Here is a 14589-nt window from a genome sequence, read left to right as displayed (position 1 = left end):
GCGCCGCGTTCGCCCGCTCAGCGCAGGGTCAGGCTGCCGGTTTCCTCGATGCGCTGGGTGGGCACAAAGCCCTTGAAGTCGATTTTCGCGGACAGGCTGTAGTCGAGGGTGTCGCTGGCCTCCATGCCGAGGCCCGCGAGCAGGCGCAGCATTTCGATCAACTGCAGGCCCGCCTCAATGGTGACCGTCTCCTCGGTATAGCCCTCGATGCGCGGGACCTGGTTGGTCACCCCGGCAATCAACTCGCGATCCAGCACTTTCACCGCATAGGCGATGCCGGCGATATCCAGCGCCTCCTTGTTCGGGTTGGCAATGCGCAGGCGAATCTCGAAGCGCGGCGCACCACCGTCCGCCGGCAGGGCGCGGAAACTCTCCAGGCTCACTTTGGGCGGGTCCACCTCGGACATCAGGGTGGAGCAACCGGCCAGGTACACGAGGCAGGTCAACAGGAAGAGGCGGAAGATGGCTGGCATGGCTGGGTTCCAGGGTTGCGGGTCTGAAGGAACGCCCCTCGCGGGTCGCCCCTATTCTAGCTGCTCGCGGTGATGGCGTCGCGGCGCCGCACAGGCGTGATCCCCCTGCCGAAGGCCAGCGTATCCAGACTTGCCTCAACCCAGCCGCGAAGGTAGCTTGTACCCATGTCGAATCCGCAAACCGCCACTAAACCCCTGCTCGGCATAGGCTCCTGCCTGGCCGGCAACGAGGTGCGCTACAACGGGCAGAGCAAGGCCCCCAACCCCTACGTTCGCCAGCTTGGCGAGCAGTTCGAGGTGCGCCCGTTCTGCCCGGAGATGGGTGCCGGGCTGGGCGTGCCGCGCCCGCCGATCCACCTGGTGGGCGACGTGGACGCGCTGCGCGTACTCGATGTGGATACCCACGAGCACGACCACACCGCCGCCATCGCCGACTGCGCGCGCCGCTTCCTGGACAGCACCCCGGACGCCTGTGGCTATATCCTGGTGAAGGGCAGCCCCAGTTGCGGCTTTGAGCGCGTCAAGCGCTTCAACGACAAGGGCAACCTCGTCGCCTACGACGCCCAGGGCATCTTTGCCGCGGCGCTGGCGCAGGCGGACCCACTGCTCCCGCTGGAGGACGACGGCCGCCTGAATGACCCCGGCCTGCGCGAGAGTTTCGTCACCCGCGCCTGCACCTACCACGAGTGGAAGCAGTTAAAGGCGCAGGGCCTGACCGCGGGCCGGCTGGTGGACTTCTACAGCCGTTACAAATACCTAGTCATGGCCCACCACGTACCCGCGTACAAAACACTTGGGCCGATGCTGGCGGGCGCCGGCAAGCGCGACGCGGACGAACTGGGTGAGGAATTCATCGCCACCCTGATGGACGCGCTGCGTCACCGCGCCACCCGGCGCAGCCACAGCAATGTGCTCTACCACCTCTCGGGCTACCTGAAGAAGCAGATCAGCAGCGAGGAGCGCCAGCGCCTGAAAGCACTGATCGACAACTACCGCACCGGGCTGGTGCCCTTGATAGTGCCGATCACCATGCTGCAACACCACTTCGCCAACAACCCCAACGCCTATATCGCACAGCAGGCGTTCCTGGAGCCCTACCCGGACGAGCTGCAGTTGCGCAACGTGGTCTAGTCCGCGCAGATCGACGCCAGCGCCGTGGGCAGGTCGGGCAGGGAAAAGGCAAACCCGCTGGCCTCGAGTGCCGATGGCACAACGCGCTGGCCGTGAATCAGCAGCTCGTCGGCCATCTCGCCCAGCAGCAGGCGCGCTACCGGCGCCGGCAGGGGCATGTCCAACAAGGTGCGCTTGTAGTCCGAGAGCACCCGGCAGAACTCGCGGCTGGTCACCGGTTGCGGGGCGGTGAGATTGAACGGGCCGTCCAGTTCCGGGTGGTCCAGTAGCCAGAGCATGGCCGCCACAGCGTCGGCGCGGTGTATCCAGCTCAACCATTGCTCGCCGCTGCCGATCCAGGAGCCGAAGCCGAAGTTGAAGGAGCGCGCCATCTGCTCGAAAGCGCCGCCGCCGTTGTCCAGCACCACACCCAGGCGCATCAGGCAGACCCGCGTGCCCAGTGCCTGCGCCTCCACGGCCGCCCCCTCCCAGTCCATGCACAGGTCGCGGGCGAATCCATCCTCGCCGGGGGGCGAGCTCTCGTCCAGGATCTCGTCACCACGGTGGCCGTAATATCCCACCGCACTACCGGAGAGCAGCACCGCCGGCGGTTGCGGCAGGCGCTTGAACAGCGCCACCAACTCGCGGGTCGTGCCCACCCGGCTGGCGACCATCTCGCGCTTGTAGCCCTGGCTCCAGCGCCTTCCTGCCAGCGACGCGCCGGCGAGGTTGATGACCGCATCGAAATGGGTGGCGTCGTCAATATCGTCGAGCCGGCGCACGAAGCGCAGGCCCGGTTCATCGGGACGCGACCGGCGGCTCAGGAGGACCAGTTCGCCGGCGCGCTCGCGCAGGGCGGGGAGCAGGGACTGGCCGATGAAGCCGGTGCCGCCGGTAACCAGGATTCGCATGACGTTTCTCCTTATCTGGGTGGCACAAAATTCAGTCGCGCCTGCGGTACATTCCGAAAACGTGCCCGCGGCAACTTACGAACGGCGCCTGTACCACTATACGCAGTGCCAGCGACGCGGATCAAAACCCGGGGACGGCCGGTATTAAGTGTAGAGGCAGGAGCGCCCCCGACTCACGGAGAGCCAACTCCAGCACCTGCCGATTCGCGCCGCTGCAGAGCCCTGCCGGAAAGCGCGTCCAGAGAGCGCCGCCGAAGAGAGCCGCCACGCGCGGCCTTGCGTATACTCGCCTGATGAACTCGCCAGAACAGACGCTCACCGGTTTCCTCCAGCGCCACCCGCGCCTGGTGGTCCTCACCGGCGCCGGTATCAGCGCGGAGTCGGGCATTCCCACCTACCGCGACGACCAGGGGCGCTGGCTGTACCGCACGCCCATCCAGCACCAGGCGTTCATCGACAGCGAACTGACGCGCAAGCGCTACTGGTCCCGCTCGCTGGGCGGCTGGCCCGCCGTGCGCGATGCGCAGCCAAACGCGGCACACCGCGCCCTGGCCGCGCTGGAACACGACGGCCGCATTGAACTGCTGATCACCCAGAACGTCGACCGTCTGCACCAGCGCGCAGGCAGCCGGCGTGTGATCGACCTGCACGGCCGGGTCGACCGCGTGCGCTGCCTGGGCTGCGGCGCACTGGATGAACGCGACGCCCTGCAGGGCTGGCTGGAAGCGAACAACGCGCCCGCCCCGGCCCGCGCTGCAGCGCGCCCGGACGGTGACAGCGAGTTGCCCGATGACGACACCGCACTGGCGCTGTTCAAGGTGCCGGACTGCGCGCGCTGCGCCGGCACGCTGATGCCCGACGTGGTGTTTTTCGGCGGCAACGTGCCGCGGGCGCGTGTGGATTCCAGCCTGGCCGCCCTGCAGCGCGCGGATGCGCTGCTGGTGATCGGCAGTTCACTCCAGGTCTATTCCGGTTACCGTTTCTGTCGCAAGGCGCGGGAGTGGAACAAGCCCATCGCCCTGCTCAACCCCGGCAAAACCCGCGCTGACGACATCGCCGACCTGAAAATTATTGGCCCGGCGACGGCGCTGTTGGCTCGCTTCGCGACCCTGTAACACGTCCACGCTCTACGTGCAGGCAACGCCTACGGCGTTCCGTAGTTCATCGCTATGTTTACACTAACAAACAGGGCATCGGTCCCCCACCCCAACCGGAACTGTCACTCTGAAGGTTGCGCCAGTGCCCGCCACTCCGAATTCGAAGTACACGTTGAGTGAACTTAATGTTACCGAAGGTGCTTTTGACCGGAGCGCAAAAATAACTGGTTCATTCTGACGAATAACCTGGCCATCGACCAAACCAGAAAATTCTGCGATTTCTTCGTCGTTTTCGGCGTACGCTTTGATATTTACGATTTGATAGTCGGACTCGGTTGCGTACATCACAAAGGTGGCAAGAGTGAACACCCCGGGGTACTGGTAGACGTCAAACCACACGTTGTAATCACGAGCAATTTCCAAGGACACTGGCCAGTCGAGAAGTTCTGGGCCAACGCAGTCTGAACAATCGATTTGGTAAATTATCGGAAGTCCATCTGGACTCACGTTAAAGTCTTCCAGCGCAAATACTGGGCGCAGATAATACACTTCATCCGAGCCGACAATTCCTTCGAGCAATGCATTGCCTGTCGCAAGAGAGGCATCAAGTGTCGCAGGCCCCGTGCTTCCGCCGAACAAATGCTTTTCCCCTTTGGCCCACCCGACAAACTCATAACCCTCGTTGGGAACTGCAATCAGGGTCTGATTGAAGTCAGGGGCGTTTACATTTAACAAACAACGGCCCCCCTCCGGACAAGAAACAGCCAGTTCCCCGGACTCTGCCTCTATCCGACCTCCGGCAGGAACATCTATCTGGATTCTACATGCGGACATAACCACGGGGAGCGCAGCAGCGACAGCGCATCTCAATACCTTGGACATCCATTTCATTTTCATTCCTCCCTGGCAAAAACAGGTGGCTCGATCCGAAACCGACTCTCTGGCAGGTTTGAGTGGGATCATTTCATCGAACACATTTATCGCATTTTGCAGATAAAGGAGTCGCAATTACAATTGTGGGACATCCAATTCTCCCGACTACACATTATTCAACGAGACCAACCCGGCCCGAACGAGTGGCTTGTCTCGTGGAACGATATGGGTGCACATGGCAAATAACACAATAAAGCCAAGGAACAGAGCCGCCGCATGATGACCGCGCAACACACCGCCGCCCACGAGTGGCGGCTTTACTGGGCCCTCGCACTCACCACCGCGGTCGGCTTTTCCTTTCACTCCGTGGCGACCTATTCCATCGGCCTATTCATCGAACCGCTGCAGGCGGAGTTCGGCTGGGGCCGCGCCGTGATCACCGCGGGGCTGACAATTTCCGCACTGCTCACCGTGCCGCTGGCGCCGATTGTCGGTGCCATGATCGACCGCTGGGGTACGCGGCGGCTGGCAATTCCCGGGCTGATTCTGAAAGCGCTGTCCCTGTGCGTATTCGCCTTCGCCGATGGCAGCGAGGCGCAGTGGTACGCGCTGTGGACTTTCTATGCACTGGTCGCGCTGGGTGTGAAAGCCACGGTGTGGACCGCGGCGATTTCCAGCGTGTTCTCCGCCGGCCGCGGCCTGGCGCTGGCGGTGACGCTCTCCGGTACCGCAGTGGCGCAGATCCTGGCGCCGCCGCTGACCCAGTGGCTCATCGCCGAGTTCGGCTGGCGCACCGCCTGGGTCGCACTCGGACTCGGCTGGGGATTCCCTGCCCTGCTGCTGGCCATCCTGTGCCTGTACGACGCGCGCGACCGCGAGCGGCGCGCCCGCGCACCGGGCGACACCAGCGCACCCTCTCTGGACCTGCGCGGGCTGACGCCGCGCGAGGCGCTGCGCAGTACGGCGTTGATCCGCATCGGCATCGCCACTTTAGTGATACTGATTCTGACCATCGGCGTCATCGTGCACCAGGTGCCGATACTGGCCGAGCGCGGGGTGGACCGCGAAAAGGCCGCTTACCTCGCCAGCCTGGCCGGAGTCGCGGGCATCGTCGGCAAACTGCTCACCGGCTATTTGATGGATCGCGTCGACGCCGGCTGGGTGGCGGCGGCGACCATGTCGGCGCTGGCTGTTGCCCTGTTCGCGCTGCTGCGCGCCAGCGCCGACAGCGCGCTGCTGTTGTTCGCCATCGCGCTTATCGGCTACGCCAGCGGCTGCAAGATCCAGATCTGCGCCTACCTCACCAGTCGCTACGCGGGTATGCGCCACTTCGGCAAGATCTTCGGCGTGATGTCCAGCCTGATCGCCCTCGGCGCCGGTCTCGGCCCGCTGCTGGTGGGCGCGGTGCACGACGCCTACGGTGGTTACGCGCCGTTCCTGCTGGCGGGCATTCCCGGCGCGCTGCTCGGCGGTTTCCTGCTGGTGGGGCTGGGGCCCTACCCAGACTGGTCCGCGGCACAGGGCGTGAAAGACAGCTCGCCCTGAGCATCGCGCTGCAGGGTCACGCCGAACGGGCAGGGAAAGTGCGCCGGCACCAGTAGCGCGTCGCTGGCCAGGCAGGTCTCGATCAAGCGGCGCCGGGTGGCGAGAGTTGCGCTGAAATCCTCGCAGGTGCCGGCGTCCAGTTCCGGGTAGAGCAACTCAAGCGGATGGTGGAAGGCATCGCCGACGAAGTAGGCTTCGTGCGCGGCACTGTCCAGGTGCAGCAGCGAGTGGCCGGCGGTATGACCCCAGGCCGGGGCGACATCCAGGCTGGCGCTGATGCGAAACGTATCAGGCACAATCTGCGCCAGGCCGGCCTCGAGCACCGGCAACACGCTGTTCTCGAAAGTCCCAGCGTTGGCGCTCACCGCCACGTGGCCGGCGCGACGCGGGTCCCAGCGCTCGAACTCGCGCTGCACCATCACGTATTTCGCGTTGGGAAAGGTCGGCACGTAGCGGCCATCGACCAGTTGCGTGTTCCAGCCGCAGTGGTCCATGTGCAGGTGGGTGCAGAACACGTAATCCACCTGCTCCGGGCGGATGCCGGTGGCGGCAAAGCGCTCGATATAAGGTGTATCGAGCATGTGCGCCGGCGGGTAATCGGGGAAGTGGCGGCCGTTGCCGGTGCAGGGGTCGACGACAATCACCCTACCATCCACTACCAGGACCCAGCTCTGCACGATGTTGTCCCACTCACCGTGCGCATCGAGGTAGGTGGGCTGCAGCCAGTGCCGGTGCCGCTCAAGCTGGGCGTCGCTGGCGCCGAACATGGCCACCGGCATTTTCCAGGAAGTCTCGGGGACCTGGAAGATTTCCGCGTCACCAAAGCTCAGTGTATTGCCCATGCCCTCTCCCCCTCGTCGCGCGCAAACACCGCGTTTTCAAGACCGTCATAACGCTGGCGGCGGTCGCTGCGAATAAAAGCGAGCGTCACTCACCCCGCGGCAATCTGCCAGCCGCCGCTCGCATCCAGCACTTGCCCCGTGACCCAGCCCGCCTGCTCGCTGGCTAGGAACAACACCACCCGGGCGATATCGGCGGGCTGGCCGACACGGCCCAGCGAGGTACGTTCGACCAGCGCCTCGAGCCTGCCGGGCACCGCGGTCAGCGCATCCATCGAATACTCACCCACGGTCAGGCCCGGCGCCACTGCGTTGATACGCACGCCACGCGGACCGAACTCCGGGGCCAGCGCCCGGGTGAGCTGGTTGAGCGCCGCCTTGGAGGCGCTGTACACCGAGAGCATCTCCGAGGGCACACCGATGTAGCGGCTGGCAGTCGACGAGATGTTTACGATGTTGCCGCCGCTGGCTTCGAGGTACGGCAGTGCCTCGCGAATAAAGCGCGTGGTCGAGGTGACGTTGGTGTAGAACAGGTCCTCGATCTGCTGCTCACTGGTGTCTGCGAAGGGCTGCCACAACTGGTACGCGGCGTTGTTCACCAGGATATCCATGCGTCCGTGCCGCTCCTGTACCATCTCCAGCGCCCGCTGCCGTTGTTGCGCGTCGACCAGGTCCATCAGCACATAGCCGATACGCCCGCCGCTGGCCTCGCTTACCTCACGCAGCGGCCCCTCGCGCCGCGCGGCAATCACCACCTGCGCACCCGCGGCGGCGAACGCCTCGGCGATGCCGCGACCGATGCCGGTGCCGGCGCCGGTCACCAGCGCGACTTTCCCCTCAAGCTGGCTCATTCTCGGTCGCTCCTGTTATCGTTGAATGGTTAACGGCCGTCGGGTGAGTCTACCCTCACAGGCGGCGCAGCGGTTCGACAAATCGTTCGGCGAATTCCGCCATCACTTCCTCGATACCGGCTTTTTCCAGCGGCAACTCGCCGTTGCTGGCGAGGTTGAACTCGGTGACACCGGCCTCGCGGTAGCGCTTGAGGTCATCCAGTTCCGCGTTGCTGAAGATGATCTTCACGATGCGCAGTTGCTCCGGGTCGCGCCCCTGTTCGCGGGTCATGGCTTTGAGGTGGTCGATGGTCTGCGCCGCTTCTTCCACCGGCAAGTTGAAAGGCAGCCAGCCATCGCCGGCGCGCGCCACACGGCGCAGGGCCGCTTCACTTTCGCCGCCGATAAGAATGGGGATACCGCCAGGACGCGCCGGCTTGGGGTAGGCGTAGGCGCCGCGCAGCTGCACGGTCTCGCCCTCGAAGTCGGCGCCGCCCTCGCCCCACAGGGCACGCAGGGCGCCGATGTATTCGTCCGCGCGCCTGCCGCGCTGCTGCCACGGGGCACCCACCGCGGCGTATTCCTCCCGCGCCCAGCCGATACCCGCGCCGAGCACAACGCGCCCGCCACTGAAGCTGTCGATGCTGGCCAGGGACTTGGCCAGCACCACCGGGTTGCGCTGGGGCAGGATCAGCACATTGCTGCCCACCTCGATGCGCTGCGTGGCCGCCGCCACCCAGGCCATGGCGGCGACCGGGTCGACGAACTCCGAGTGCGGGTCGGGGATCGGGTTTTCCTCGCCGAACTTCAGGGCTGCGGCTTCGTCCTGCTGTGGTTTGGCCTGCCCGGAGCCGTTGGCGTAGGCGTAGCGCGATTCCGGGTAGTCGGCGAACAGCACCACGTGATCGGGCATCCAGTAGGCGTTGAAACCGACCTCCTCCGCCGCGCGCGCCGACAGGTGCAGGAACTCGCCGCTGGCGTAGGCGCCGATACCGCCACATGTGATACCAATTTTCATTATTATAGGTCCTCGTGATGGCCCGTTATGATGGCCCGTCGTGATGGCCCGTCCTGACAGGTCTCCGCAACAGGCCCGTGTAAAAGGCTCCTGGGACGGCAAGTCCCGCGTGACCGGTGCCGCAGATCAACGTGGCTCGGCCGGTGTTCGCACCCAACCGGAGAGCGCCGCAGTATAGCAACGCCACCCTTATTATGAAACCGTATTTTATATATGCAGGATAGCCCAGGCGCTCGCGAGCAAACAAGCGAGCGCGACGAAATCGACACTCCCCTCGGCAGCAAAACCCGGCGCACCGTGTTGATGGCTTTCGCCGCGGTGGCCACCGGCGCCTGCCTGAACGCGATCAACAGCACCCTGATCGTCACCGCCTACCCGGAGCTGGCGCGCGCCTTCGACATGCCCTACGCGCTGGTGTCCGTGCTGGTGATGTACTACCTCGCCGCGACCGCCGCTGCGCAACCACTGGCCGGTGCACTCGGCGACTTGCTCGGCCGGCGCCGGGTGTTCCTGCTGGCCATCCTCGGGTTTTGCGCGGCGAGTATTGCCGCGGGCTTCGTCGAGGACTTCGACCACCTGGTGTTCTGGCGCGTGATCCAGGCACTGTTCTCCGGCACCATCACCGCCAACGCGGCAACCCTGGTCCACCGCATCGTCCCCGAGGCGAAGATCGGCGCCTACCTGGGCCTGCTGGGTTCTGCCATGCTCGGCAGCAGCGCACTGGCGTTTCCGCTGGGCGGGCTGGTGATCCACTACCTGGAATGGCCGGCGTTGTTCTGGTGCAGCGTGCCGCTGGGGCTGGTGGCGCTGCTGCTGGTGTTCTTTTACGTACCCAGGGACGACGAAAGCCGGGTGCGGGTTTCCAGCCTCAGTACCCTGGGCCTGCCCTTCGTGCCCTTCGCCGTGATGTTGCAGGCATTCGTTCTCGAGCAGTCACTGCTGTGGCCGACGCTGGCCTGGGTAATCACCAGCGCACTGGTCGTCACCGCGGTACTGCGTTCGCCTGAATCGCGCGGGCAGTTCGCGCGCATCAACAACTTCGCCTTCAACATGGGCACCCTGGTGGCGCTGTTCGCGGCGGCGATCACTTTCTCCCTGATGTTCATGCTGCCCGCCTGGGTGACGATCTCCTTGGGACTGACGCCCACGGAACTGGGCGTCTACCTCGCCAGCTACACTTTCGCGATGATGCTGGCGAGCCCGCTGTCCGGCAATTACATCGACGGCCGCGGCGACCGCCTGCCGCGAGCGCTGACCGGCCTGCTGGTGGTATTCGGCTACGCCGCGCTGCTCGGCCTGAGCAACCGGCCGGGCTTCGTGCTGGCCATGTTGTGCATCGGCGCCGCCAGCGCCGCCGCCCAGGTAATCTCCCAGCGCGCCAGCCTGCTGGCGGCTCCGCGCGAGGTGCAGGCGCTGGCCATGGGAATCTTCAATACCTATCGCATGGTGGGCTGCATGCTGGGCAACGCCCTGCCCGCCTACATGCTCGCCCAGCACCCGCAGATGAGCGCGGCGCTGGGTGCGGATATCGTCGCCTGGAGTTTTGCCGCCTTCGGCCTGCCCCTGCTGGCGGCCCTGTGGTTCGCCGGGCGAGGCCAGCGCGCTACGCCCCGGTAGCGTAGCGCCCCTCCCGCGGTCTACCATAGTCGCCGACATCCACCAGCGGACCGACTCGTGAAAAACTACCTTGCCCCCCTCGCCTCCCTGCTGCTCGCCCTGCTGCTGGCCCTACCCGCCAGCGCCGACCCGGAACAGGCGGTGGCCGCCACGCTGGACGCCTTCCACGGCGCCGCCGCCGAGGCAGACGAAGAACGCTATCTGGGGCTGATGACGGAACAAGCGGTATTTCTCGGCACCGACGGCAGCGAGCGCTGGCAGGGCGAAGCGTTTCGCAGCTTTGTCCACGACAACTTCTCCCGCGGACGCGGCTGGACCTACCGTCCGCGCGAGCGCCGGGTAAGTGTCGCCGCCGATGGCGATATAGCATGGTTCGACGAGATGCTGGACAACGACAGCCTCGGCGAATGCCGCGGCTCCGGGGTGCTGGTCAACACTGCCTCTGGTTGGAAGATTGCGCAGTACAACCTGAGCGTGCCGGTTCCCAATGCGCTGGTCGACAGCGTCGTAGACAGCATCCGCAGCGGCGAAACGCAGATGCCGGCCGCTACCGCCGTCGCACCGGCGGCCGCCGCATCGACCGCTGCTCCAGCTGCGCAGGAAGAAATCGAAGAAGAAAAACAGGAAGAGAAAAAGCGCTGCCCGATCCGCCACAAGACCGTGCGCGCCGCCGACTGCTAGCGATCCGGCGTCAGCACGAATACCCTGGCGCCAACACAGCTAAAGCAGCCTCAACGCGGCCACATCAGCGCCAGCGCGTGCTCCTCCAGCGGCGCCGGCGCGGCGATGTGATACCCCTGGCACAGGTCCACACCGATCTGCTGCAGGCGGCGCAGGATATCCTCGCTCTCGACAAACTCCGCGATGGTGATCAGGCCCATGAGCTGGCCGATGCGGTTGATCGACTGCACCATGGCCTCGTCGAAGGGGTCGGTGAGGATATCGCGCACGAACATGCCGTCGATCTTGATGAAATCCACCGGCAGTGACTTGAGGTAGCCGAACGAGGACAGGCCGCTGCCGAAGTCGTCCAGCGAGAAGCGACAGCCCAGGCGCTTGAGTTCGTCGATGAACTGCACGGCGCGGGAAAAATCGGCGATCGCCGCGGTCTCGGTCACTTCGAAACACACCTGCTCCGGGTTCACTCCGAAACGCGTGAAGCCGGACTTGATGGTGCGCAGCATTTCCGCATTGTCCAGCGACGCCCCGGACAGGTTGATGGAGAACGAGGTATCGCGCTGGGCGCTCGCCCCCATCCAGGCCAGCATGTTGCGCACTACCCACAGGTCCACCCCGCTCATGTGGCCGTAGCGCTCCGCCGCCGGGATGAACGCGCCGGGTGGCACGGTATCGCCGTCGTCGGTCAGCATGCGCACAAACACCTCGTAGTGGTCTATGCGCGTGGTGTCGTCGGTGTAGACGATCGGCTGGTAGAACAGGCGCAGGCGGTCCTGGTCGATGGCCTCGCGGATGCGCGTGGCCCAGACCATCTGGCCGCGGCGGTCGTCCACCTGCTCGTCGTCGCGGCTGTGCACGTGCACGCGGTTACGGCCGCCCTCCTTGGCCGCGTAGCAGGCGGTGTCCGCCATGCTCATCAGTTCCACGGCATTGCCGTCGTGCTGGTTGAAACCCACCAGACCGATGCTGACGCCAACGGCGAAGGTGCGCCCCTGCCAGCTGAAGCGGTATTCCTCCACCCGCCGGCGCACCTCGTCGGCGATCTGCCGGCCGCGTTCCATATCGCACTCGTGCAGCAGGATGCCGAACTCGTCGCCGCCCAGGCGCGCCAGGGTATCGCTGGCACGTACGCTGTCGGCCAAAAGATTGGCGAGTTGGCGCAGCAGTTCGTCGCCGGCATGGTGACCGCAGGTGTCGTTGACTACCTTGAACTGGTCGAGGTCGGCGAAACAGATCACGTGTTCCTGCTCGGACTCGCGCGCGGACTCGATCAACTCCAGCAGGCAGTCCTCGAATTTGCGGCGATTGTACAGCCCGGTCACCGCATCGTGGGACGCCTGGTAGGACAGCGTGCGCTCCAGTTCGCGGGCGCTGGAGATATCCTGGAACACCAGCACGGTGCCGATCATACCGCCGTTGCGGTCGCGAATCGGCGCCGCGGTGAGCTTGATGGTGACCTCGGTGCCGTCGCGGCGGTGCAGGATGAGCGGGTCGTGGCGGCGAATCCCGGTGCCGCCCTGGCCGAGCGCCGCCAGGCCCAGCTGGATAGCGCAGCCGTCCGCCTCGCCAGTGACGCTGAAGGCCTCGGCAAGATTCTGCCCGATGGCCTCGGATTCGCCGATGCCGATAAACTCCGCGGCCACCGGGTTCATATACAGGATGCGGTCGTCCGCGTCGGCGGTGATCACCGCCTCGCCGAGGGATTTCAGGGTGACCTGTGCCTGCTCCTTTTCCTCGAACAGCTGTTCCTCGACGCGCCGCTGCCGCGAGATGTCGCGCAGGGTCGCGGTGTACACGGTGCCCTCGATACCATTGGCACGGCTGGCCTTGAATTCCAGCACGGTCTTGGCGCCGCCGTCCTCCGCGCGCTGGAACTCGCAGCGCAGCGTCGATTGCAGGTCCCGCGACACCGGCACCGGTCGCCCGCCCTCGTTGTACATAACAAAGCCGGCATCGTTGATCACCTGCAGGGCGGACGTGCCGACGACCGCCGCAGTCCTTACCCCCAAGAGTTGCTCGGCGCCGGGGTTGAGGCTGGTCAGGCGCCCGGAGGCGTCGAAGGTAATGATGCCGTCGCGCACCTGGCGCAGGATATCCGCGGTCTTTTCCGTTTCGCCCTGCAGCGCGTCGATCAGGCGGTTGTAGCTCTGGGCCACCTGCCCCATCTCGGTAAACGGTTCCACCGGTGCGCGCAGGGTGAGGTCCGCACTGCGCTCCTGCCGGTCGATGGCGCCGAGCAATTCGGAGAGGTAATTGCGCGCACCGTGCTCGGAGACGTTGAGGCCCTGTTCCTCCTCTTCCACCGAAACCCGCAGCGGTATCCACGCCGCCACCAGGCGCAACAGCAGGTAGCCCACCGCAAAACTCCAGACGCCACAGGCCGCCACGCCCTGCAGCTGTGCCAGCAACTGCTCGCCCCGCGACAGGCCGTTGCCTATCGCCGTGAGGTCGCCGAACACCGCCACCGCCAGCGTGCCCCAGATACCGGCACCAAGGTGCACCGGTATCGCACCCACCGCGTCGTCCAGTTTCAGGCGCAGCAGCGCGCGGTCCGTGGCGAGCATGACCGCAGCACCGATAGCGCCGATCAGTGCGGCACTGCCGCTGCTCACCACGTGGCAGTTGGCGGTGATCGAGACCAGCCCGGCCAGCGCCCCGTTGAGCGGCGCACTGATCGGCGTCATGTCCGGAGAGATCAGCGGGCGCAGCAGGTGCGCCGCAATCATGCCCACCGCGCCGGACAACAACGTATTGGCGATGATGCCGGGGACACGGCCATCGAAGGCCAAAGTACTGCCGCCGTTGAACCCCACCCAGCCGACGAAAAACAGCACCACACCAAACATCGCCAGCGGCATGTTCGAGGGTGGGATACCGCCACTGCCCGGGGCAAAGCGCCCCAGGCGCGGGCCGAGCAATATTACGGCGGCCAGGGCTACCCAACCGCCGACGCTGTGCACGACCGTGGAACCGGCAAAATCCACAAAACCCAGGTCCGCCAGCCAGCCCACGCCGTCTCCCAGTGCGCCGCCCCAGGCCCAGTGACCGAACACTGGGTAGAGCAGGCCAGCGACCAGCACAGTGATGACGATGTACGCCTGGAAGCGCATGCGCTCGGCCACGGCACCGGAGACGATGGTCGCCGCCGTGGCGCAGAACATGACCTGGAAGAGGAAAAAGGTGGAGAGCCAGGCATCACCGTGGCCGATGTCCGGCGCAAAGTAACTGCCGCCAAGCAGGCCCGAGCGGGTGGCGCCAAACATCAGGCCAAAGCTGAACAACCAGAACACCGCCCACACCAGTGCCAGGTCCACCGCGTTTTTCAACGCGACGTTGATGGCGTTCTTGGTGCGGGTAACCCCGGACTCCAGGCACAGGAAGCCGCCCTGCATCAGCAGGACGAGCACTGCCGCCAGCAGCACCCAGAGCAGGTCCAACGCGCTCTTGTCGCTCATAGTCTCTCGATCAGGTTTGGGGCAAGGACAAGCAATACCACTGCGAGCACCGGGCTCTGCGGGCCGGTTGCCGGAGAATTCAGTCTAACAGTATGATTTTTAGCAAATAGATCACCGCGGTACCGCATGCCGGTTTTTGCCAA

At 65.2% G+C, this 14589-nt stretch carries 12 protein-coding genes; 5 read left to right on the top strand and 7 right to left on the bottom strand.

Features of this window, described 5'->3' with window-relative positions:
* Nucleotides 1-17: 17 nt before the first annotated feature.
* Nucleotides 18-473, bottom strand: coding sequence for an LEA/WHy family protein (locus E4634_RS11410; protein WP_135443950.1), 456 nt, complete (start codon nucleotides 471-473; stop codon nucleotides 18-20).
* Between the two features lie 165 nt (nucleotides 474-638).
* Here E4634_RS11410 and E4634_RS11405 point away from each other — a divergent pair, with 165 nt between their 5' ends.
* The gene (locus tag E4634_RS11405) at nucleotides 639-1604 is read left to right on the top strand and encodes a YbgA family protein (RefSeq protein WP_135443948.1); all 966 of its coding nucleotides are present in this window, start codon (nucleotides 639-641) and stop codon (nucleotides 1602-1604) included.
* On the opposite strand, the gene E4634_RS11400 is transcribed toward E4634_RS11405, so the two are convergent.
* Nucleotides 1601-2494: a TIGR01777 family oxidoreductase gene (locus E4634_RS11400; protein WP_135443946.1), complete on the bottom strand. Its 894-nt coding sequence runs from the start codon at nucleotides 2492-2494 to the stop codon at nucleotides 1601-1603. The two genes, E4634_RS11405 and E4634_RS11400, sit on opposite strands and share 4 nt — an antisense overlap.
* A 293-nt stretch (nucleotides 2495-2787) precedes the next feature.
* Between E4634_RS11400 and E4634_RS11395 the strand changes: the two genes are divergently transcribed.
* On the top strand, nucleotides 2788-3609 hold the full coding sequence (locus E4634_RS11395) for an NAD-dependent protein deacetylase (RefSeq protein WP_135443944.1): 822 nt from the start codon (nucleotides 2788-2790) through the stop codon (nucleotides 3607-3609).
* Between the two features lie 63 nt (nucleotides 3610-3672).
* Here the strand turns inward: E4634_RS11395 and E4634_RS11390 are convergent, their stop codons facing one another.
* Entirely contained in the window at nucleotides 3673-4482 is an 810-nt protein-coding gene (locus E4634_RS11390) for a hypothetical protein (protein ID WP_135443943.1), read from the bottom strand.
* 258 nt (nucleotides 4483-4740) lie between these two features.
* Here E4634_RS11390 and E4634_RS11385 point away from each other — a divergent pair, with 258 nt between their 5' ends.
* Entirely contained in the window at nucleotides 4741-6009 is a 1269-nt protein-coding gene (locus tag E4634_RS11385) for an MFS transporter (RefSeq protein ID WP_206046863.1), read from the top strand.
* On the opposite strand, the gene E4634_RS11380 is transcribed toward E4634_RS11385, so the two are convergent.
* From E4634_RS11380 to E4634_RS11370, 3 genes are all read right to left on the bottom strand, one after another.
* Entirely contained in the window at nucleotides 5961-6851 is an 891-nt protein-coding gene (locus tag E4634_RS11380; protein WP_135443941.1) for an MBL fold metallo-hydrolase, read from the bottom strand. The genes E4634_RS11385 and E4634_RS11380 overlap by 49 nt on opposite strands.
* A gap of 89 nt (nucleotides 6852-6940) precedes the next feature.
* Complete coding sequence (locus tag E4634_RS11375; RefSeq protein WP_135443939.1) at nucleotides 6941-7699, bottom strand: SDR family NAD(P)-dependent oxidoreductase; 759 nt, start codon at nucleotides 7697-7699, stop codon at nucleotides 6941-6943.
* 55 nt (nucleotides 7700-7754) lie between these two features.
* The gene (locus tag E4634_RS11370; protein ID WP_135443937.1) at nucleotides 7755-8696 is read right to left on the bottom strand and encodes an LLM class F420-dependent oxidoreductase; all 942 of its coding nucleotides are present in this window, start codon (nucleotides 8694-8696) and stop codon (nucleotides 7755-7757) included.
* A 213-nt stretch (nucleotides 8697-8909) separates the two neighbouring features.
* Here E4634_RS11370 and E4634_RS11365 point away from each other — a divergent pair, with 213 nt between their 5' ends.
* Together E4634_RS11365 and E4634_RS11360 are read left to right on the top strand one after the other, a co-directional pair.
* Nucleotides 8910-10313, top strand: coding sequence for an MFS transporter (locus tag E4634_RS11365; protein ID WP_135443935.1), 1404 nt, complete (start codon nucleotides 8910-8912; stop codon nucleotides 10311-10313).
* 57 nt (nucleotides 10314-10370) lie between these two features.
* Nucleotides 10371-10994, top strand: a complete 624-nt coding sequence (locus tag E4634_RS11360; protein WP_135443934.1) for a nuclear transport factor 2 family protein — start codon at nucleotides 10371-10373, stop codon at nucleotides 10992-10994.
* Between the two features lie 50 nt (nucleotides 10995-11044).
* Here E4634_RS11360 and amt read toward each other — a convergent pair whose 3' ends face one another.
* Entirely contained in the window at nucleotides 11045-14446 is a 3402-nt protein-coding gene (gene amt, locus E4634_RS11355; RefSeq protein WP_135443932.1) for an ammonium transporter, read from the bottom strand.
* Nucleotides 14447-14589 lie beyond the last annotated feature (143 nt).

Origin of the sequence: Mangrovimicrobium sediminis (assembly GCF_004745945.1) — a bacterium.
GTDB classification, from domain to species: Bacteria; Pseudomonadota; Gammaproteobacteria; order Pseudomonadales; family Halieaceae; genus Mangrovimicrobium; species Mangrovimicrobium sediminis.
Note: the sequence above shows the minus strand (reverse complement) of the source record. Positions and strands in the feature narration are given on the sequence as shown.